The organism is Scandinavium sp., from assembly GCF_032012665.1.
Lineage (GTDB): Bacteria > Pseudomonadota > Gammaproteobacteria > Enterobacterales > Enterobacteriaceae > Scandinavium.
In genome coordinates this window covers 1-22,110 of record NZ_DALZVG010000033.1, presented here as the reverse complement: position 1 = coordinate 22,110, position 22,110 = coordinate 1, and the positions used below count along the sequence as shown (strand labels likewise).

The window sequence follows — 22,110 nt, the reverse complement described above, 5'->3', positions numbered from 1 at the left end:
GGTGTTTACACCGCCATCCGGCAAAATAAATGAACGAGCCTTGCGGGCAAAGCGCCCCCAGGCTCGTTTTACTTCTGTTTCCCCGCGGCTTTCCTGCGCTTATCCAGATCCTTGATCAGCTTGTTCACGGTTTCATCGGCAAACATCGCCTCAAGCGAAGTGGAGAGCTTGCGCCGCCAGTTTTTGTACTGATAGCTGGTGCCCGGGATGTTCACCGGGGCAGCCATATCCAGCCAGTCTTCCGGCTGCAGGCCAAGCAGCGCGCTATGGCTGTCGGCAATATAGCGCTGCATCCCACGGCTCAGCGTGCTGGTCATGCTCATCAGCGACGCCTTATGTCCGGCACGCTTTGGCAGACAGCCATAGTTATGCAGGGCGTCCAGCAGCCCTTGTTTCGCCAGTTCACGATCCTGATACAGGCCGCACAGAATCACCTCGTCAGGGTACAAGCCCAGCGTTTTGCCAAGCGTCAAATCGCCGCTTTCCCAGTAGCCACGCAGCGTGGGCAGATCGTGAGTAGTGGCAACCGCCATCGACTGTTCCGGATACGCCTTTGGCGCGCGGAAGGTCTTCTCATGATCGCTTTCGAAATAGAGCACCTTGTAAGAGTACACGCCGCTTTTGCGCAATTTGCCGACGATTTCTACCGGCACCGTCCCCAGATCTTCGCCGATTACCATGCACTGGTGACGCTTACTCTCCAGCGCCAGAATCGACAGCAGATCTTCTACCGGATAGTGCACATAAGCACCGTGATCCGCCGTTTCGCCGTATGGGATCCACCACAGGCGCAGGACCGACATCACGTGGTCGATACGCAGCGCGCCGCAGTTTTGCATATTGGCGCGCAGCAACTCGATAAAGGGTTCGTAGGCTCGCGCGGCAATGATGTGCGGATCCATCGGAGGCAGGCCCCAGTTTTGCCCCAGCGGCCCCAGAATATCCGGCGGTGCCCCCACGGAGGCCTTCAGGCAATAGAGTTCGCGATCGCACCAGGTCTCGGAACCGCCCTCAGCGACGCCTACCGCCAGGTCACGATACAGGCCAATCGGCATTTCGTGCTGCTGACAGACGTTCCAGCAGGCCGCGAACTGGCAATACGCCAGCCATTGCAGCCAGAGGAAGAAATCCACTTCGTCTGCATGCTTCTGGCAAAACGCCTTCACTTCCGGACTGTCGATAGTCTGGTATGCCTCCGGCCAGGCCGGCCAGCCCCAGCGCATTTCGTCCTCTTTCACCTGATACGCGTGCAGGGCATCAAACGCCGCCTGCCAGTACAGGCTTTCGCCCCCGTTGAGCGCGAACTGGCGAAACGCCGCCATCCGGTCGTCATCACGCTTCGAGAAACCTTTCCACGCCATGCGCAGCGCGGTCATTTTCAGCGCGGTAACGGTCGCATAGTCGACCCATTCAGCATCGCGTACCGATTTTAGCGCTTGCTGTGTGGTGGATAGCTTCCACCACGCCTGCGCCTCTTTGCTGAGGTTAAAATCTTCCACCGCAGTCACGTCGATATAAATCACGTTCAGCCAGCGGCGGGAAGACGGGCTATACGGGCTGGCGCTCTCCGGGTTCGCCGGGTAAAGCGCATGAATCGGGTTCAGACCGATAAACGACCCGCCGCGACGGGCGATTTCCGGTAGCATCGCCTGCAGATCGCCGAAATCGCCGATGCCCCAGTTATTTTTGGAACGCAGGGTGTAGAGCTGAACACAGCTGCCCCACAGCTTTTTCCCCTGCTTCAGTGCCTGCGGCTCGTAGCAACGTTCGGGGGCAATAATCACCCGGCAATGCCAGCGATGGTCGCTCTGCGTCAGCGTCAGAGTGTGATAACCCTCGGGAAGACGCGAAGGTAAATTCAGCGCTTTGCCTGCCGTCGCATTCCCCTGATGCTGCGCACCCTCTTCGGTCGTCAGCATCCATTGAAACGCGCCGCTGCCTTCAACTGGCAGGGACATTTTCTTACCGTGCGTGAACACCTGCACGTTCGGGACTGGCGTGACGGCCACTTTCGTAGCCGTGTGATGCATTGCATCCAGCAAACGCCGCTTGGTGTCAGCACCAATAGACTGTGGTTTGCCGTGGGCATTAATGTAGCTTGGACTGATGCCCGCCGCCTGCGCGGCAGCGTCCAGACGTTTGCTCTCCATAGCGCTCCCTTAACGTTTTGCCTGCCAGATGCGGCTCTGATAATCGCGGATTGAACGGTCCGAGCTGAACATACCGCAGCGCGCGCTGTTGAGGATCGCCGCGCGGGTCCAGGCTTCCTGGTCACGGTACAGCACGTCCACCTGCTTCTGCGCTTCCACGTAGGCCGCGAAGTCCGCCAGCACCAGATACGGGTCGCCGCCCTGCTTACCGATGCTGTGCAGCATCTGGTCAAACGCGTGCTTGTCGCCGCCGCTGTATTTACCGCTTTCCAGCTCCTTCAGCACCGCATCCAGCACTTTGTCCTTCTTGCGCCATTTCACCGGGTCGTAGCCTTTAGCTTTCAGCGCCTTAACCTCTTCCACGGTATGGCCGAAGATGAAGATGTTCTCATCGCCAACCTGCTCAGCGATTTCGACGTTAGCACCGTCGAGCGTGCCGACCGTCAGGGCGCCGTTCAGCGCGAGCTTCATGTTGCCGGTGCCGGAGGCTTCTTTCCCCGCCGTTGAAATCTGCTCGGAGACATCCGCCGCCGGGATCAGCAGCTCTGCCGCCGATACGCAGTAGTCCGGCAGGAACACCACCTTCAGCTTGTCACCCACCTTCGGATCGTTATTGATCGCTTCCGCCACTTTGTTGATGGCAAAAATGATGTTTTTTGCCAGGTAATAGCCCGGTGCGGCTTTCGCGCCAAACAGGAACACGCGCGGTACGCGATCCGCTTTCGGGTTCTCGCGGATCTCTTTGTAAAGCGCGAGAATATGCAGCAGGTTCAGGTGCTGGCGTTTGTACTCGTGCAGGCGTTTAATCTGAATATCGAAAATGGCTTCCGGGTTGATATCAATACCGGTGCGCTGCTTCACAAACGCCGCCAGGCGCTGCTTGTTGGCAAGCTTAATGTCGCGCCAGGTTTTGCGGAACTTCGCATCGTCGGCGTGTTTTTCAAGCTTAATCAGCTGGTCGAGATCGTTGGCCCACTCTTTTTTCAGCGTCTTGTCGAACAATGCGGCAAGCTGCGGGTTACATTGTTTAATCCAGCGGCGCGGCGTGATGCCGTTGGTGACGTTGTGGAACTTGTTCGGCCAAAGCTGGTGATATTCCGGGAACAGATCTTTCACCACCAGATCGGAGTGCAGCGCGGCCACGCCGTTCACTGCAAAGCCGCTCACCACACACATGTTCGCCATACGTACTTGTTTATCGTGCACCACCGCCAGTTTCGCCCAAACGGCTTCGTCACCCGGCCAGGTTTTGTCGACCAGCACTTTAAAGCGCTTGTTGATTTCGTTGATGATCTGCATATGGCGCGGCAGCAGCACCTTCACCAGCTTCTCATCCCAGCACTCAAGCGCTTCCGGCATCAGGGTGTGGTTGGTGTAGGCGAAGGTTTTGCTGGTGATGGCCCAGGCGTCGTCCCAGCTTAGCTGGTGCTCATCGAGCAGCACGCGCAGCAGTTCAGGAATGGCAATAGTCGGGTGAGTATCGTTAAGCTGAATGACTTCGAACTTTGGCAACTCCGCCAGCTTGCGGCCCGCCAGATGATGGCGATGCAGAATATCCGCTACCGAGCAGGCACACTGGAAATACTGCTGCATCAGGCGCAGCTTTTTACCCGCCAGATGGTTGTCGTTCGGGTAAAGCACTTTGGTCAGCTTGTCGGCATCGATGCCCTGCTGTTCGGCACGCAGGAAATCGCCGTCGTTGAATTTGGTCAGGTTGAACGGATGCGCGTGGGTCGCCTGCCACAGGCGCAGCGGCTGCGCCACGCCGTTGCGGTAGCCGAGCACCGGCAAATCCCAGGCCTGACCGACCATCGTGAACGCAGGCTGCCAGTCACCTTTTACCACTTTGCCGCCGATACCGACCTGCACATCCAGCGCTTCATTGTGGCGGAACCACGGATAGCTGCCGCGGTGCCAGTCGTCCGGCGCTTCGATTTGCTGGCCGTCCTCAAAGGTCTGACGGAACAGGCCGTACTGATAATTGAGGCCATAGCCAATGCCTGCCTGTCCAACTGTCGCCATCGAATCGAGGAAACAGGCCGCCAGACGCCCCAGACCGCCATTTCCAAGCCCGGGGTCACGCTCCTGTTCCAGTAGGTCCGTCAGGGAAACATCATGCGCCTTCAGCACGTCGCTCACTTCCTGATACCAGCCGAGGTTCAGCAGGTTATTACCGGTCAGACGACCAATCAGGAACTCCATTGAAATGTAGTTCACGTGGCGCAGCCCTTTTTCCGGCTTCGCTACCGGTTGAGCCGCCAGCAGTTCGGCCAACGCACCACTCACCGCCTGCCACCACTGATGTGGGGTCATGTCGTTTGCGGCCTGCAGGCCAATACGCTGCCACTGACGCGTCAGGGCTGCCTGAAACTGTGCTTTATCGAAGGTCGGCTGTGACATAAGGATTCCAGTCCTGTTAGCTAAAACGTTGGCGCTAGTGTGCCGGGGAGCCTGTTTACCGTCCTCATCCCGCCAGGGATTAGCCGGGGAGGAGTAGCAGGGATGAGCAAAAAGTGTGATCGTTGCCACTATAACGTTAGCCGTTAACGGCGTTTCTGCTCACTTTATACCCGTCCCGTAAGTGAAATTGAAAAGACGTTTTGTAAAATACAGGAAGGCGGGGAAATCATTACTTACGCGTAATAACAATTCGTGAATCCCTTTCATTTGAAAAGCGTATTTACCGACAAATGTTTTGCTGAAAAAAAGAAAAATAAGATTCTGCGTGTTCCTAAAAAATAGATGAAACGCACACTTTAACAATTTCACGAAACCAGCATTCATGCGCACTGGCACCGGTTTCAGCGATACCGTTTATGCTTCATTGATATTTGTGACAGAGTGCAAAATCATAAGCATAAAAATCGGACATAACTTGCAATAATTAAGCATATGCCTGACCTTAACAGACATTAATTACGAAGCGCGAAAAAAAACAAACTCTTACTCGCACAGTGAAGTGATAATCCTATGTTGATTCCGTCTAAATTAAGTCGTCCCGTCCGTCTTGAACACACCGTGGTTCGCGACCGGCTACTGGCGAAACTTTCCGGCGCGAACAATTACCGTCTCGCGCTGGTAACCAGCCCGGCAGGTTACGGAAAAACCACACTCATTTCACAGTGGGCAGCAGGGAAAAGCGATCTGGGATGGTTTTCTCTCGATGAGGGGGATAACCAGCAGGAACGTTTTGCCAGCTATCTGATTGCCGCAATCCAGCAGGCAACGGACGGTCATTGTGCCGCCAGCGAAACCATGGTGCAGAAGCGACAATACGCCAGCCTCACCTCGCTGTTTGCACAGCTGTTTATCGAGCTTAACACCTGGCAGCGTCCGCTGCTGCTGGTGATTGATGACTACCATCTCATCACGAACCCGGTCATCCACGACGCCATGCGCTTCTTCCTGCGACATCAGCCGGAAAACATGACGCTGGTCGTCCTGTCGCGCAACCTGCCACAGCTTGGCATCGCTAATTTACGGGTGCGCGATGAGCTGCTGGAAATCGGCAGCCAGCAGCTGGCGTTTAACCATCAGGAAGCGAAGCAGTTTTTTGACTGTCGCCTGACTTCCCCGATTGAAGCCACTGAAAGCAGCAGGATATGCGACGACGTCGCGGGCTGGGCCACCGCGCTTCAGCTGATTGCGCTCTCCGCGCGGCAAAACACCAGCGCTGCGCATCACTCCGCACGTCGCCTCTCGGGCATCAACGCCAGCCATCTCTCCGATTATCTGGTGGATGAAGTGCTGGATAACGTTGATCTTCCCACCCGCCATTTCCTGCTGAAAAGCTCGCTGCTGCGTTCAATGAACGATGCGCTGATCGTTCGGGTTACCAACGAAGAGAACGGCCAGATGCGGCTCGAAGAGATCGAACGCCAGGGTCTGTTCCTGCAACGCATGGACAACACCGGCGAATGGTTCAGCTTCCACCCGCTGTTCGGTAGCTTCCTGCGCCAGCGCTGTCAGTGGGAGCTGGCGACTGAACTACCGGATATCCATCGCGCCGCCGCGGAAAGCTGGATGGCGCAGGGCTTCCCGAGCGAAGCCATTCATCACGCGCTGTCGGCGGGTGACGCCAGCATGCTGCGCGATATCCTGCTTAATCATGCCTGGGGCCTGTTCCACCATAGCGAGCTGACGCTGCTTGAAGAGTCGCTGGCGGCCCTGCCGTGGGACAGCCTGCTGGAAAACCCACGGCTGGTGCTGTTGCAGGCCTGGCTGATGCAAAGTCAGCACCGCTACAGCGAGGTAAATACCCTGCTCGCTCGCGTGGAAGAAGAAGTCAGCGGCGAGATGGATGCTACCCTGCACGGCGATTTCAATGCCCTGCGCGCACAGGTGGCCATTAACGACGGCGATGCTGAAGAAGCTGAACGTCTTGCCATGGTCGCTCTCGATGAACTGCCGCTCGCCAGCTTCTACAGCCGTATTGTCGCGACCTCCGTTCACGGCGAAGTCCTGCACTGCCAGGGCAAGCTCAGCAAATCTCTGGCGGTCATGCAGCAAACCGAGCAGATGGCGCGCCGCCATGAAGTATGGCATTACGCGCTCTGGAGTCTGATTCAACAAAGCGAAATCCTGTTCGCGCAGGGCTTCCTGCAGGCCGCCTGGGAAACTCAGGAAAAAGCGTTCCAGCTCATTCGCGAGCAGCATCTCGAACAGCTGCCAATGCACGAATTCCTGCTGCGCATCCGCGCACAGCTACTCTGGGCCTGGGCTCGTCTTGATGAAGCGGAGCTGAGTGCGCGCCATGGTATGGACGTGCTCGCCACCTATCAGCCACAGCAGCAGCTGCAGTGCCTGGCGCTGCTGGTACAAAGCTCACTGGCGCGTGGCGATCTTGATAACGCCCGCAACCACCTGAATAGACTGGAAAACCTGCTCGGCAACGGCCAGTACCACAGCGACTGGGTGTCCAACGCCGATAAGGTACGGGTGATTTACTGGCAGATGATTGGCGATAAGAAATCCGCCGCCAACTGGCTGCGCCAGACGCCAAAACCCGCCTTCGCCAACAACCACTTCCTGCAAAGCCAGTGGCGCAACATTGCCCGTGCACAGATCCTGCTCGGCGAATTTGAGTCGGCGGAAATGGTGCTGGAAGAACTGAATGAGAACGCCCGCTCGCTGCGGCTGATGAGCGATCTCAACCGCAACCTGCTGCTGCTTAACCAGCTCTACTGGCAGGCAGACAGGAAGAATGACGCCCAGCTCGCACTGATAGAGGCGCTAACGCTTTCCAACCGCACCGGGTTTATCAGCCACTTTGTGATTGAAGGCGAGGCGATGGCACAGCAGCTGCGTCAGCTGCTGCAGCTCAACACGTTACCGGAGCTGGAGCAGCATCGCGCCCAGCGCATTCTGCGTGAGATCAACCAGCATCACCGGCATAAGTTTGCGCATTTTGACGAAAACTTCGTCGAACGGCTGTTAACGCATCCGGAAGTGCCGGAGCTGATTCGCACCAGCCCGCTGACTCAGCGCGAGTGGCAGGTCCTGGGGCTAATTTATTCCGGCTACAGCAACGATCAGATTGCAGGCGAGCTGGACGTGGCCGCCACAACCATTAAGACGCATATCCGTAACCTGTATCAGAAACTCGGCGTGGCCCACCGTCAGGATGCCGTACAGCATGCCCAACAGCTGCTGAAAATGATGGGATATGGGGTTTAATTCTTAAGGCATTGCCCGGCGGCGCTGCGCTTGCCGGGCCTGCTCACGCCAGGTCGGGTAAGGCGTAGCCGCCACCCGACATTCTGTTAATCAGCACAGCTCCAGCTGAATATTATTCTCTGCAATCACCTGCATCACGCCCGCAGGCGGCATCACGTCGGTGTACACCGCGTCAACCATGCTAATGCTGCCCATGTTCACCATCGCGTTCCGGCCAAACTTGGAGTGATCCACCACCAGCATCACGTGGCGCGAGTTTTCAATGATCGCCCGTTTGGTGCGCACTTCGTGATAGTCAAACTCCAGCAGCGAGCCGTCGCTGTCGATCCCGCTGATGCCGAGAATGCCGTAGTCCAGGCGGAACTGGGAGATAAAATCGAGGGTAGCTTCGCCGATAATGCCGCCATCGCGGCTGCGCAGCTCGCCGCCTGCCAGAATCACGCGGAAATCCTCTTTCGCCATTAGCGTATTGGCGACATTGAGATTATTGGTGACGATACGCAGATCCGAATGCTCCAGCAGCGCGTGCGCCACCGCTTCCGGCGTGGTGCCAATATCAATAAACAGCGCGGCACCGTTGGGGATCTGGCTTGCCACTTTGCGGGCAATTCGCTCTTTCTCCGCCGCCTGCGTCGTTCGCCTGTCCTGCCACGAGGTGTTGACCGCGCTCGATGGCAGCGCCGCGCCGCCGTGATGGCGCAGGATCATCTTCTGTTCGGCGAGGTCGTTGAGATCGCGGCGAATGGTTTGCGGGCTGACGGAAAACTGCTCCACCAGCTCTTCCGTGCTGACATAACCCTGTTTTTTTACCAGTTCAATAATCGCGTCATGACGTTGTGTTTGTTTCATGCAAGATCCCTGGAATCCGTTAAATCAATAGCTATGTTCGTTTTCGCACATTCTGCGTGTCGGCGAACGCCATCACCAGCCCGACGGCCAGGCCCGCGACGTGAGCGCCATTGGCAATCGACATCCCGAAAAGATCCAGCCAGCCGACCACCAGCCACAGCAGCGAGAAAATAATCAGACCGCGCTGGAGGTAAATGCCGCTTTGCGGATCGCGCTCACCTCGTAGCCATGCATAGCCCATCAGGGCGTATACCACGCCCGACAAACCGCCGAACCACGGGCCGCTGAACTTGTGTTGTACATACCCGCTCAGCAGCGCACTGATGACCGTAATCACCAACAGTTTGCCGCTGCCAACCCGCTTTTCCACCATCCCGCCGAGATACCACCACCATAGCAGGTTGAAGAGAATATGCATCAGCGAGAAGTGCATGAAGGCATGGGTGAAATAGCGCCAGAATTCAAACTGCTGAGATGCATCGTACGGCCAGGCCAGCCACAGCATGACCGCCTGATCGCCCGCCACGTTCATCACAATAAACACCAGAATGCAGGCGCAGAGAATGAGCCAGGTCAACGGCCCGGCATTGTTTTTCAGCGTTGCCAGAAAAGGATAGCGCTGGTAGTGCAGGCCGCTATTGGTGTGGCCTGACTGCCAGCTCGCAGCCAGATAGCGAGGATCGGCCGGGTTCTCCAGAAAGCGGGCCAGCTCAGCCTCGACCCGCGTAGCCTGACTTTCGTCGGCAAGCCAGACGTCCGTTTGGGTATGTTGCTGAATCGTCAGGATAATGCCCTGCGTTGCCATGTAGTCAACAAACGCCTGGGCGACGCGCGGGTTGGTAAAAGAGGTAATCATCAGCATACGGGACGTCGCTTATTCCACACAAAAGGGGACAGTATACCTGCTCAGCTCCCGTGCGCCACTTCGGCCGGGAAATGGCGATGCCAGGCGTCAAAACCGCCGTCCACGCTGTAAACCCGATCGTAACCCTGCGTCAGCAGATACTGCGCCGCGCCTTTGCTGCTGTTGCCGTGATAGCACATCACCATCACCGGGGTGTCGAAATCAACGTCCTGCATAAATGCGTTGAGCGTATCGTTAGTCAGATGAAACGCATCCGGCGTGTGGCCCATTGCGTAGCTCTGCGGATCGCGAATATCCACCATTACCGCCTGCCCCTGATGCAGCTTCTGGTGCGCTTCTTCTACGTTGATACATTCAAATTGATCCATGGTGCTCTCTTTCTTTTGTCATTGTGCGGTGTGTTTCCCTCTCCCTTTGGAAGAGGGCCAGGGAGAGGGAAACATTTTACTCCGTAGTGTACGTCGCCGAGGCAGGGAAACGCTAATTTGTTACACGCATCACCCTGAAATGTTTTTTTGATGTTACCAAGTGCGCGTTTGTTTGCTATATTGAGCGATAACGAACATTTATGAACTTTAACGAAAGTGCACGAGGGCGCAGCATGGAAACCAAAGATCTGATTGTGATAGGCGGTGGCATCAACGGTGCCGGTATCGCGGCAGACGCCGCAGGGCGTGGTTTATCCGTGCTGATGCTGGAGGCGCAGGATTTAGCCTGTGCCACCTCCAGCGCCAGCTCTAAGCTCATCCACGGCGGGCTGCGCTACCTGGAGCACTACGAATTCCGCCTGGTGAGCGAAGCGCTGGCCGAGCGTGAAGTGCTGCTGAAGATGGCGCCACATATCGCTTTCCCGATGCGCTTTCGTTTGCCGCACCGTCCGCATCTGCGCCCGGCGTGGATGATTCGTATCGGCCTCTTTATGTACGATCACCTCGGCAAACGCACCAGCCTGCCGGGATCAGCCGGGCTGCGTTTTGGCGCCGATTCAGTATTGAAGCCGGAAATCGTGCGCGGTTTCGAATATTCCGACTGTTGGGTAGACGATGCCCGCCTGGTACTTGCTAACGCGCAAATGGTGGTGAAAAAAGGCGGTGAAGTATTAACCCGCACTCGCGCCACTTCCGCGCGCCGTGAAAACGGCCTGTGGATTGTCGAGGCAGAAGACATTGATACCGGCGAGAAATTCAGCTGGCAGGCGCGCGGCCTGGTGAATGCCACCGGCCCGTGGGTGAAACAGTTCTTCGACGACGGGATGCATCTGCCATCACCATACGGCATTCGCCTGATCAAAGGCAGCCACATCGTGGTCCCGCGCGTGCACACCCAGAAACAGGCCTACATCCTGCAAAACGAAGATAAACGCATCGTGTTTGTGATTCCGTGGATGGATGAGTTCTCGATTATCGGCACCACCGACGTCGAATACAAAGGCGATCCGAAGCATGTCGAAATCGACGAAAGCGAAATTAACTACCTGCTGAAGGTACATAACGCCCACTTTAAAAAGCAGCTTGGACGCGATGACATTGTCTGGACATACTCCGGCGTGCGTCCGCTGTGCGATGACGAGTCTGATTCCCCGCAGGCTATTACCCGCGACTACACGCTGGATATCCACGACGTAAACGGTCAGGCGCCGCTGCTGTCGGTGTTTGGCGGCAAGCTCACGACTTACCGTAAGCTCGCCGAGCACGCGCTGGAAAAACTGACGCCGTATTACAAAGGCATCGGCCCGGCGTGGACGAAAGGTTCGGTATTGCCAGGCGGCGAGATTGAAGGTGACCGCGACGATTACGCGGCGAAGCTCCGCCGTCGCTATCCGTTTATCAGCGAAGGCATGGCGCGCCACTTTGCCCGCACTTACGGCAGCAACAGCGAATGGATTCTGGGTGAGGCGAAAGAGATTACCGATTTAGGCGAGCATTTCGGACATGAGTTTTACGAAGCCGAGCTGCGCTATCTGGTAGAACATGAATGGGTGCGTCGCCTCGACGATGCTATCTGGCGTCGCACAAAACAGGGCATGTGGCTGAATGCCGAAGAGCAATCCCGCGTTGCGCAATGGCTGGTACAGCACGCGGGAAAGCGTGATCTGTCGTTAGCGTCGTAGTCGACGAAATGCCCGGCGGCGCTAATGCTTGCCGGGCCTACAAACCCACATAATCAAAGCATTGTGCGAATCCCGTAGGCCCGGTAAGGCGAAGCCGCCACCGGGCATTTTTTACAACCTCACCGGGTCAATATGCCAGATGTGATCCGCATACTCCTGAATGGTGCGGTCCGACGAGAAGTAGCCCATGTTGGCTATATTGCGCATCGCTTTGGTGGTCCACTCTTCCGGGTTGCGGTACAGCTCATCAACGTTGTCCTGACAGTCCACGTAGCTGCGGTAATCCGCCAGCACCTGATAGTGATCGCCAAAGTTAATCAGCGAATCCACCAGGTCACGGTAGCGGCCCGGCTCTTCAGGGCTGAACAGGCCAGTCGCGATTTGCGTCAGCACCTGATGCAGCTCTTCATCCTTATCATAGTAATCCCGCGGCTTGTAGCCCTGAGCGCGCAGCGCTTCAACCTCTTCCGCCGTGTTACCGAAGATAAAGATATTCTCCGCACCGACGTGTTCCAGCATCTCGACGTTCGCGCCGTCCAGCGTGCCGATGGTCAGCGCGCCGTTGAGGGCAAACTTCATGTTACTGGTGCCAGAGGCCTCCGTTCCCGCCAGTGAAATCTGCTCGGAGAGATCCGCCGCCGGAATGATCACCTGCGCCAGACTCACGCTGTAGTTCGGGATAAACACCACCTTCAGCTTGTCGCCAATCTGCGGGTCGTTATTGATGACCTTCGCCACATCGTTGATGAGATGAATAATGTGCTTCGCCATGTAGTACGCCGATGCGGCTTTCCCGGCGAAGATGTTTACGCGTGGCACCCAGTCGGCGTTCGGATCGGCCTTGATGCGGTTGTAGCGGGTGATCACATGCAGCACGTTCATCAGCTGACGCTTGTACTCGTGGATACGTTTAATCTGCACGTCAAACAATGACTTCGGACTCACCACCACGTTGAGCTGCTGGGCAATGTACTCCGCCAGCCGCTTTTTGTTCTCAAGCTTGGCGTGATGGACAGCCTGATTCACCAGCGGGTAATCAAGATGCTGCTCCAGTTCGCTGAGCTGGCTCAAATCGGTGCGCCAGGTTCGACCAATATTTTCATCCAGCACGTCAGAAAGCGACGGGTTGGCCAGCGCCAGCCAGCGGCGCGGCGTCACGCCGTTGGTCACGTTGGTGAAACGCATCGGGAATATCTTCGCAAAGTCCGCAAACAGCGACTGCACCATCAGGTTCGAGTGCAGCTCCGACACGCCGTTGACCTTGTGGCTAATCACCACCGCCAGCCACGCCATGCGCACCCGACGGCCGTTGGATTCGTCAATGATCGACGTGCGGCTCAGCAGGCCGGTGTCATTCGGATACTGCTCCTGAAGCGTCTTCAGGAAGTAATCGTTGATCTCAAAGATGATTTGCAGATGGCGCGGCAGAATTTTGCCGAGCATATCCACCGGCCAGGTTTCCAGCGCTTCACTCATCAGCGTGTGGTTGGTGTAGGAGAAGACCTGGCAGGTCACCTCGAACGCCTCATCCCAGCTGAACTTGTGTTCGTCGATCAGCAAACGCATCAGCTCAGGAATCGACAGCACCGGGTGCGTATCGTTGAGGTGAATGGCGATTTTAGCCGCCAGGTTGCTGTAGGTTTTATGCTGCTGGTAGTGACGACTGAGAATATCCTGCACGGTCGCTGAAACCAGGAAATACTCCTGGCGCAGGCGCAGCTCGCGCCCGGAATAGGTCGAGTCGTCCGGGTACAGGACGCGGGAAACGTTCTCGGAGTGGTTTTTATCCTCCACCGCCGCGAAGTAGTCGCCCTGGTTGAACTTCCCAAGGTTGATTTCGCTGCTGGCCTGCGCATTCCACAGACGCAGCGTGTTGGTGGCGTCGGTGTCATAGCCTGGAATAATTTGATCGTAAGCCACCGCCAGGATCTCTTCGGTTTCCACCCAGCGGGATTTCTTGCCTTCCTGCTGAATGCGTCCGCCGAAGCGAACCGCATAGCGGGTGTTGTGACGCTTAAACTCCCACGGGTTACCGTACTCCAGCCAGTAGTCCGGCGACTCCTTCTGCCGCCCGTCGACGATGTTCTGCTTGAACATGCCGTAGTCGTAGCGGATGCCGTAGCCGCGCCCCGGCAGGCCGAGCGTAGCCAGTGAGTCAAGGAAGCAGGCCGCCAGACGCCCCAGGCCACCGTTGCCAAGGCCAGGGTCATTCTCTTCGTCAATCAGCTCTTCAAGCTCAAGCCCCATCCCTTCCAGCGCGTTTTTGACATCCTCATAAATACCGAGAGATAACAGCGCATTGGAAAGGGTGCGGCCAATCAAAAACTCCATCGACAGGTAATAAACCTGACGGCCTTCCTGCGACAGCTGGGCGCGGTTAGAGCGCAGCCAGCGCTCCACCAGACGGTCACGCACCGCAAACAGCGTGGCGTTCAGCCATTCATGCTTGTTGGCAATGGCCGGATCTTTCCCGATGGTAAACATCAGCTTATAGGCAATCGAGTGTTTCAGTGCCTCAACGCTGAGTGTCGGCGATGCATAGGTAAACGGTGCATTCATAGAAATGGTTCCTGTGATTACATCAAGCGTTGATAAAGCTCGCGGTAGGACGTCGCCGCGACTTGCCAGCTAAAATCCATGCTCATCGCCTGGCGCTGAACGTAGCGCCAGAGCGAGGGGCGAGACCACAACACGAAAGCACGCCGGATAGCTCTCAGCAGCGACCAGGCATTACTGTCTTCAAACACAAAACCGCTGGCGACGCCGTCAGCCAGGTTTTCCAGCGAGCTATCGGAAACGGTGTCCGCCAGCCCCCCGGTGCGGCGCACCAGCGGCAGCGTGCCATATTTCAAGCCATACAGCTGCGTTAAGCCGCACGGCTCAAAGCGCGATGGCACCAGAATCACATCCGCGCCGCCCATGATGCGGTGCGAGAAGGCTTCGTGATAGCCAATCTGCACCCCAACCTGCCCGGGATGCTCGGCTGCGGCGGCAAGGAACCCTTCCTGCAACACCGGATCGCCTGCACCCAGCAGGGCCAGCTGACCGCCCTGTTCGAGCAGCCCCGGCAGCGCCTCAAGCACTAAATCCAGGCCCTTCTGATGGGTCAGTCGACTCACCACCGCAAACAGCGGCACTTTGTCATTGACCTTCAGCCCCATCGCAATCTGCAGCTGGCGCTTGTTCTCCGCCTTCTCTTCCAGCTTCTCGCGGTCATAGCGCGTCGCCAGCAGCAGGTCGTTTTCCGGGCTCCAGATCTGCGCATCCACGCCGTTCAGAATGCCGGAGAGTCGTCCTTCCTGATGGCGCTGGCGCAGTAAGCCCTCCATGCCATAGGCGAACTGCGGCTCGGTGATTTCACGCGCGTAGGTCGGGCTTACCGCCGTAATGTGATCGGCGTAATAGAGTCCGGCCTTCAGGAACGAAATCTGCCCGTTAAACTCAAGCCCGTGCATGTTGTAGAACGACCATGGCAGGTCAATCTCATTCATGTGGTGGGCGTAAAACAAGCCCTGATAGGCCAGGTTATGTACCGTAAAGACCGACTTTGCCGGGTGTCCACGCGCCGCAAGATACGCGGGGGCAAGCCCCGCGTGCCAGTCGTGGGCATGCACAATTTCCGGGCGCCAGAAGGGATCCAGCCCAACGGCCATTTCCGCGCCCACCCAGCCAAGCAGCGCAAAGCGCTTGACGTTGTCGGTGTAGGCGAACTGGTTCGTGTCGTGATACGGGCTCCCTGGGCGGTCATAAAGGTGGGGGGCATCAATCAGATAGATGCCCACCCCGTTGTAGCGACCGAACAGCAGCGTAATGGGGCCGGCGAAGGTGTCACGACGGGTCACGACCTGCGCATCCGTCACGCCGCGGCGAAGATCCGGAAACGCGGGCAGCAAGACGCGCGTATCCACCCCATCGGCAATTTGCGCCGCCGGTAACGCACCAATCACATCTGCCAGACCGCCGGTTTTCAACAGCGGGAACATCTCTGAACATACATGTAAGACCTGCATTATCGCTCCTGTCAGCCCTGCAGTTTGCGCAGCATTTCACGCGTGACCAGCACAATACCTTCCTCAGAGCGGTAGAAACGACGCGCGTCCTCTTCCGCATTCTCCCCAATAACCATGCCTTCCGGAATCACGCAGGCACGGTCGATAACGCAGCGACGCAGGCGACACGAACGTCCAACCCAGACGTCCGGCAATAACACTGCCGAATCAATGTTACAGAACGAGTTAATCCGCACGCGCGGGAACAGCACCGACTGCACCACCACGGAGCCGGAGATGATGCATCCGCCGGAGACCAGCGAGTTCAGGGTCATCCCGTGACTGCCCGAACGGTCCTGCACAAACTTCGCAGGCGGCAGCGATTCCATGTGGGTGCGAATCGGCCAGTTCTGGTCATACATGTCCAGCTCAGGCGTAACGGAGGCCAGATCAAGATTCGCCTTCCAGTACGCTTCCAGCGTCCCCACGTCGCGCCAGTAAGGTTCGGCCTCAGGATCGGACTGAACGCAGGACAACGGGAACGGATGTGCATAGGCCATGCCAGCTTTCACGATTTTCGGGATGATATCCTTGCCGAAGTCGTGGCTGGAGTTCGCCTCGGCGTCATCTTCAGCCAGCAGCTCATAAAGGTAATCCGCATCAAAGATATAGATGCCCATGCTGGCGAGGGATTTGGTGTCATCGCCCGGCATGGTCGGCGGTTTCGCCGGTTTTTCGACGAAATCGACAATCTTTTCTTCGTTATCCACCGCCATCACGCCAAAGGCCTTTGCCTCCTCAACGGGCACCGGCATGCAGGCCACGGTGCAACGTGCGCCTTTTTCGACGTGATCGATAAGCATGCGCGAGTAGTCCTGCTTGTAGATGTGGTCACCGGCGAGGATCACGATGTATTCGGCCTTGTAGCGGCGAATAACGTCGAGGTTTTGCGTGACCGCATCGGCGGTGCCGCGATACCAGTTTTCGCCGCTGACGCGCTGCTGCGCGGGCAGTAGATCGACAAACTCGTTCATCTCTTCACTGAAGAACGACCAACCGCGCTGAATATGCTGCACCAGCGTATGGGACTGATACTGCGTGATGACGCCAATACGGCGGATACCGGAGTTAATGCAGTTAGAGAGGGCGAAATCGATAATGCGGAATTTGCCACCAAAGTGCACCGCCGGTTTTGCGCGGGTGGTGGTCAGGTCTTTCAGTCGTGTTCCGCGACCACCAGCGAGGATCAGCGCCACCGATTTGATCGGTAACTGGCGCGCTAACATCAGAGGATCGTTCTTTTCAAGCCTAACCATGATTAACTCCTTTTCTCGCTCGTTACACGTCCGAGCGGACCTTTTCGAATACGCACACTCCGTGCGCGGGCCCATGCCAGACAGCCAGGATGACCGGATTATCCTCTCCGGCGAATGGAGGAATGGCGCGCCACTCCCCTTCAGGTAATGCCATATCTGCGACGTCCTGCGAGCCGTTTAAGGTGATAAGCCAGGTGCCTGAAAGCAGAATTTGCATTCGGGGACTGCCCTGCTGCCACGCTTCAAAGCTCAGAGGCTGCGCGTTCTCGTTCAGCCAGCAAACGCGACCGTCACCCTCCTGCCACCAGCAGTCTTCGGTCAAAGCCGGGATCTGCTGGCGCAGGCGAATAAGTGCTGCGGTAAATGCCGTCAGGCCAGCATTGGCCTTTTCCCAGTCGAGCCAGGTGAGGGCGTTGTCCTGACAATAAGCATTGTTGTTACCATGCTGGCTATGACCGTGTTCATCCCCGGCCAGCAACATCGGCGTCCCCTGCGACAAAAGCAGCGTGGTCAGCAGGGCATGGACGCTGGCGCGTCGCCGCTCAATCACATCGAGACTGCCGTCTAACCCTTCTATACCATGGTTGAAACTGTGGTTATTGTTAGTGCCGTCGCGGTTTTCTTCACCGTTGGCCTCATTGTGTTTCTGATTGAAACTGACGCAGTCCTGCAGGGTAAAACCATCGTGCGCCGTCACCAGATTTACCGACGCCGACGGCAGGCGTCCGTTGTAGTGGTACACGTCGCTGGAGCCCGCAAAACGACGGGCAAATTCACCAAGCGACAGGCTTTGCTGGAGCCAGAAGCGGCGCGTGGCATCGCGAAAGTGATCGTTCCATTCGGCAAACAGCGGCGGGAAGTTGCCGACCTGGTAGCCACCGTCACCAATATCCCAGGGTTCCGCAATCAGCTTTACCGCGCTGAGGTGAGGATCGTTTTTAATTGCCTCAAACAGCGGCGCGTCCTGACGAAACTCCGGCGTGCGCCCCATTACCGAGGCCAAATCAAAGCGGAAACCGTCCACGTGGCACTCATCAACCCAGAAACGCAGGCACTGACGGGCGTATTCCACCGAACCTGGCGTGCTGAGATTCAGAGTGTTACCGCAGCCGGTCCAGTTGTGGTAATCGCCGTCGTCCCTTATCCAATAATAGCTACGGTTGTCGATTCCGCGCAGGGAGAAGGTCGGGCCGTCGAGGTCAATTTCCGCGCTGTGGTTCAGCACGATGTCGAGAATCACCTCAATGCCCGCCGCATGCAGCGCCTTCACCGCATCACGAAACTCCTTGAGCGCCGTTTTCGGCGACGTGGCATAACGCGGCTCGACGGCAAACATTGCCAGCGGGTTGTAGCCCCAGTAGTTCGTAAGCCCCAGCCTTTGCAGGCGCGGCTCGCTGGCAAACTGCGCAACGGGCAGCAGCTCCAGCGCCGTAATACCCAGCTTTTGGAAGTAAGAGATCATCAACGGATGCGCCAGGGCTCCGTAGGTTCCAACCAGGTCTTTCGGAATACCGGGGTGCAGATACGTCAGCCCCTTGACGTGCGCTTCGTAGATGATCGTCTTGCTCCACGGCGTGCGCGGCGGCTCGTCGTCTTCCCAGTCATAGTGCAGATCCACCACCACCGAGCGCGGTGCAACGGCGGCGCTGTCGCGATCGTCGGGGCTGTCGTGGCCGCTGTGCAGAATGGGATCGTCAACTTCCTCGCCATCAACGCGGTGAGCGCAGGGATCTAGCAGCAGCTTCGCCGGGTTGTAGCGATGCCCCTGATGCGGATCCCACGGCCCGTGCACGCGATAACCATAGCGCAGTCCCGGACGTGCCTCTGGCAGATAGCCGTGCCACACGTCACCGGTACGTGCTGGCAAATCTGTACGGCTCTCGTTTCCCTGCTTGTCAAACACACAGAGTTCAACCCGCTCCGCATGGGCGGAGAAAAGGGTGAAGTTCACGCCTTTACCGTCATAGCTTGCGCCGAGCGGCGCGGGTTTCCCTGCCGTGAGTTTACTCATTCCCCCTCCCGAACCAGCCAGATGGTCGACAGCGGCGGCAGCGTGATGGAGAGCGAATTCGGACGTCCGTGGCTCTCGATGGCATCGCTATGAACCGCCCCACCGTTCCCGGCATTGCTGCCGTGATAGTGCATGGAGTCGGTATTGAGGATTTCGCGCCAGCGGCCCGCCTGATTGATGCCAAAGCGATAATGCTCGCGCGGCACCGGCGTGAAGTTGCTGGCGACGATAATTTCGTTGCCCTGGCGATCGCGGCGCACAAAGATAAACACCGAGCGCTCGCGATCGTCGACTACCAGCCATTCGAAGCCGTAAGGATCGTAATCCAGCTCATGCATCGCTTTGTGATGGCGATAGGTCAGGTTCAGATCGCGCACCAGGCGCTGCACGCCGTGGTGCCAGTTATCGCCGCCGCTCAGCAGGTGCCAGTCGAGGCTGGTGTCGTGGTTCCACTCACGGCCCTGGGCAAATTCGTTGCCCATAAACAGCAGCTTTTTGCCAGGGAAGGCGTACAGCCAGCCGTAGTAGGCGCGCAGGTTGGCAAACTTCTGCCAGGCGTCGCCGGGCATCCTGTCGAGGAGGGATTTTTTGCCGTGCACCACTTCGTCGTGCGACAACGGCAGCACGAAGTTTTCGGTGCCGTTGTAAAGCATGCCGAAGGTCAGCTTGTCATGATGGTACTGGCGATAAACCGGATCGAGCTTGAAATAGTCGAGGGTGTCGTGCATCCAGCCCAGATTCCACTTGTACCAGAACCCGAGCCCCCCCATCTCCGGCGGCCTTGAAACGCCGGGGAAATCGGTCGACTCTTCCGCCATGCTGACCGCGCCCGGCACCTGCTCGCCGAGAATGCGGTTGGTGCTGCGCAGGAACTCTATCGCTTCCAGGTTTTCGCGCCCGCCGTGCTCGTTCGGCACCCACTCACCCGCTTTGCGGCTGTAGTCGCGGTAGATCATCGATGCCACCGCATCCACGCGCAGGGCGTCAATGCCGAAGCGCTCAATCCAGTACAGCGCGTTGCCGACCAGATAGTTCTGTACTTCACGGCGACCATAGTTGTAAATCAGGGTATTCCAGTCCTGATGGTAGCCTTCACGCGGATCGCTGTGCTCGTAGAGCTCCGTGCCGTCAAACTTCGCCAAAGCAAAGTCATCTGACGGGAAGTGGCCCGGCACCCAGTCGAGGATGACGTTCAGCCCGGCGTTGTGCACAGCGTTAATGAAATAGCGGAAATCTTCGCGGGTGCCGAAGCGGCGCGTCGGCGCGTAAAGCCCCGTCGGCTGATAGCCCCAGCTGCCGTCGAACGGATGCTCATTAATGGGCAGCAGCTCAAGGTGGGTGAAGCCCATCCATTTGGCGTACGGCACCAGCTGGTCTGCCAGCTCGCGATAGCTCAGCCAGAAGTTGTTGTCGGTGTGGCGGCGCCAGGAGCCAAGATGCACTTCGTAAATCGCAATGGGCGCATCGAAATTATTCGCCTGCTTACGCGACTCCGGCTGCTCGATTTTTTCCGGCAGTCCGCAAATCAGCGACGCCGTATCAGGGCGCATCTGCGCTTCAAAGGCGTACGGGTCTGCCTTGATCCGCAGCTTGCCGTGGGCATCGATCATTTCGAATTTATAGAGCTGACCGTTGTGCGCACCGGGAACAAAAAGCTCCCAGATGCCCGATTCCGCCCGCAGGCGCATCGGATGGCGGCGGCCGTCCCAGTAGTTGAACTGCCCGACCACCGACACGCGGCGGGCGTTTGGTGCCCAGACGGAAAAGCGCGTTCCCGTTACGCCATCCATCGTATCGGCGTGTGCTCCCAGCGTTTCATAGGGGCGCAGGTGCGTACCTTCCGACAGCAGCCAGGCGTCCATCTCCTGCAGCAGCGGGCCAAAACGGTAAGGATCGTCAATCAGATTTTGCTGCCCATGCCAGAGTACGGCCAGCTGGTAGCGGAAAGGATTTTTACGCCGCGGCATGACGCCACAGAAGAAACCGCGCGAGTCGAGGCAGTCGAGCTGGCCGACTTTACGCCCGGTTTTCGGTTCAATGACCCACACTTCGGTCGCGTCAGGTAACAGTGCGCGGACTTCCAGCCCCGCCTCGGTGCAGTGCATGCCAAGCACGGAAAAGGGATCCGCAAAATGGCCGGCAATCAGAGCATTAACCACGTCTCTGTCGATACGTTCGGACATGCTATTCATCCTGTTATAAGTGTCGCTGTTTTGTTTCTCTGTAGCGACTTTTTTGACCTGAACGGCGCGGTAAAAACCCGCTTCCTTTTCGCGCCATCCCACCTTCGGGGCAAACCTCTCCCTTAAAGCATAGCCAAGGCTTTATCTGACTCCTGGTAAAAATTGATCCATACGCAATGACTCCTTGTTCTACGTATAAAGTGACAGACGTAAAAAAGGGGTGACTCAGCACCCCTTCTTTCATTTTGTTACGCTAATTGTCGCAGCATGCGACGTAGCGGCTCGGCGGCGCCCCAGAGGAGCTGATCGCCGACGGTGAAGGCCGAGAGGTACTCCGGCCCCATATTCAGCTTACGCAAACGCCCGACCGGCGTGGTCAACGTGCCGGTGACCGCCGCAGGCGTCAGCTCGCGCATGGTGATTTCGCGATCGTTTGGCACCACTTTGGCCCACGGGTTGTGCGCGGCCAGCATCTCTTCGATGGTCTGGACCGACACGTCCTTTTTCAGCTTCAGGGTGAACGCCTGGCTGTGGCAGCGCAGCGCGCCGATGCGCACGCACAGACCGTCAACCGGGATGACGTCACGAGTTGCGAGAATTTTGTTGGTTTCCGCCTGGCCCTTCCACTCTTCGCGGCTCTGGCCGTTGTCGAGCTGTTTGTCGATCCACGGAATCAGGCTACCGGCCAGCGGTACGCCAAAGTTATCGACCGGCAGATCGCCGCTGCGGGTCAGTTGGGTGACCTTGCGTTCGATGTCGAGAATGGCCGAAGCCGGGTTCGCCAGCTCGTCCGCAACGTAGTTATACAGGCCGCCCATCTGGCTCAGCAGTTCACGCATATGGCGTGCGCCGCCGCCGGAGGCCGCCTGATAGGTTGCCACAGACGCCCACTCAACCAGATCGTTAGCGAACAGGCCGCCCAGCGACATCAGCATCAGGCTGACGGTGCAGTTGCCGCCGA

Annotated in this window: 13 protein-coding genes; 2 read left to right on the top strand and 11 right to left on the bottom strand. The window is 57.6% G+C overall.

Translation table 11 applies throughout. The annotated features are described in order from the left end of the window. Positions 1-68: 68 nt before the first annotated feature. Both malQ and malP read right to left on the bottom strand, forming a co-directional pair. Positions 69-2,150 (bottom strand): 4-alpha-glucanotransferase, encoded by a 2,082-nt coding sequence (gene malQ / locus RTU33_RS19700; protein ID WP_312629629.1) that lies wholly within the window; start codon positions 2,148-2,150, stop codon positions 69-71. A gap of 9 nt (positions 2,151-2,159) precedes the next feature. Continuing rightward, positions 2,160-4,550 (bottom strand): maltodextrin phosphorylase, encoded by a 2,391-nt coding sequence (malP, locus tag RTU33_RS19695; protein WP_312629627.1) that lies wholly within the window; start codon positions 4,548-4,550, stop codon positions 2,160-2,162. 570 nt (positions 4,551-5,120) lie between these two features. Here malP and malT point away from each other — a divergent pair. Beyond that, positions 5,121-7,826 carry an HTH-type transcriptional regulator MalT gene (gene malT, locus RTU33_RS19690; RefSeq protein ID WP_312629625.1) on the top strand — a complete coding sequence of 902 codons (2,706 nt, stop codon included), beginning with the start codon at positions 5,121-5,123 and terminating at the stop codon, positions 7,824-7,826. Between the two features lie 90 nt (positions 7,827-7,916). Here the strand turns inward: malT and RTU33_RS19685 are convergent, their stop codons facing one another. Genes RTU33_RS19685 through glpE form a run of 3 tightly spaced genes read right to left on the bottom strand, consistent with a single transcriptional unit; the run spans position 7,917 to position 9,908 of the window. After that, positions 7,917-8,675, bottom strand: coding sequence for a DeoR/GlpR family transcriptional regulator (locus tag RTU33_RS19685; RefSeq protein WP_312629623.1), 759 nt, complete (start codon positions 8,673-8,675; stop codon positions 7,917-7,919). Between the two features lie 31 nt (positions 8,676-8,706). Beyond that, the gene (gene glpG / locus RTU33_RS19680; RefSeq protein ID WP_312629621.1) at positions 8,707-9,537 is read right to left on the bottom strand and encodes a rhomboid family intramembrane serine protease GlpG; all 831 of its coding nucleotides are present in this window, start codon (positions 9,535-9,537) and stop codon (positions 8,707-8,709) included. A 44-nt stretch (positions 9,538-9,581) separates the two neighbouring features. Then, complete coding sequence (gene glpE, locus RTU33_RS19675) at positions 9,582-9,908, bottom strand: thiosulfate sulfurtransferase GlpE (RefSeq protein ID WP_312629619.1); 327 nt, start codon at positions 9,906-9,908, stop codon at positions 9,582-9,584. 233 nt (positions 9,909-10,141) lie between these two features. Here glpE and glpD point away from each other — a divergent pair, with 233 nt between their 5' ends. Then, positions 10,142-11,650 (top strand): glycerol-3-phosphate dehydrogenase, encoded by a 1,509-nt coding sequence (gene glpD / locus RTU33_RS19670; protein WP_312629651.1) that lies wholly within the window; start codon positions 10,142-10,144, stop codon positions 11,648-11,650. Between the two features lie 111 nt (positions 11,651-11,761). On the opposite strand, the gene glgP is transcribed toward glpD, so the two are convergent. The 6 genes from glgP to asd all read right to left on the bottom strand — a co-directional run. Beyond that, positions 11,762-14,209, bottom strand: a complete 2,448-nt coding sequence (glgP, locus tag RTU33_RS19665) for a glycogen phosphorylase (RefSeq protein WP_312629617.1) — start codon at positions 14,207-14,209, stop codon at positions 11,762-11,764. A gap of 17 nt (positions 14,210-14,226) precedes the next feature. Continuing rightward, on the bottom strand, positions 14,227-15,660 hold the full coding sequence (gene glgA / locus RTU33_RS19660; RefSeq protein WP_312629615.1) for a glycogen synthase GlgA: 1,434 nt from the start codon (positions 15,658-15,660) through the stop codon (positions 14,227-14,229). Positions 15,661-15,671: 11 nt separating this feature from the next. After that, positions 15,672-16,955: a glucose-1-phosphate adenylyltransferase gene (gene glgC, locus RTU33_RS19655; RefSeq protein ID WP_312629613.1), complete on the bottom strand. Its 1,284-nt coding sequence runs from the start codon at positions 16,953-16,955 to the stop codon at positions 15,672-15,674. A gap of 22 nt (positions 16,956-16,977) precedes the next feature. After that, a complete protein-coding gene (gene glgX / locus RTU33_RS19650; protein ID WP_312629611.1) occupies positions 16,978-18,966 on the bottom strand; it encodes a glycogen debranching protein GlgX in 1,989 nt (662 codons plus the stop codon). Continuing rightward, complete coding sequence (glgB, locus tag RTU33_RS19645) at positions 18,963-21,149, bottom strand: 1,4-alpha-glucan branching enzyme (RefSeq protein WP_312629609.1); 2,187 nt, start codon at positions 21,147-21,149, stop codon at positions 18,963-18,965. Before glgB ends, glgX begins: the two co-directional genes overlap by 4 nt. A gap of 248 nt (positions 21,150-21,397) precedes the next feature. Further along, positions 21,398-22,110 (bottom strand): aspartate-semialdehyde dehydrogenase (gene asd, locus RTU33_RS19640; RefSeq protein ID WP_312629607.1); only part of this gene is annotated, 713 nt, incomplete at its 5' end.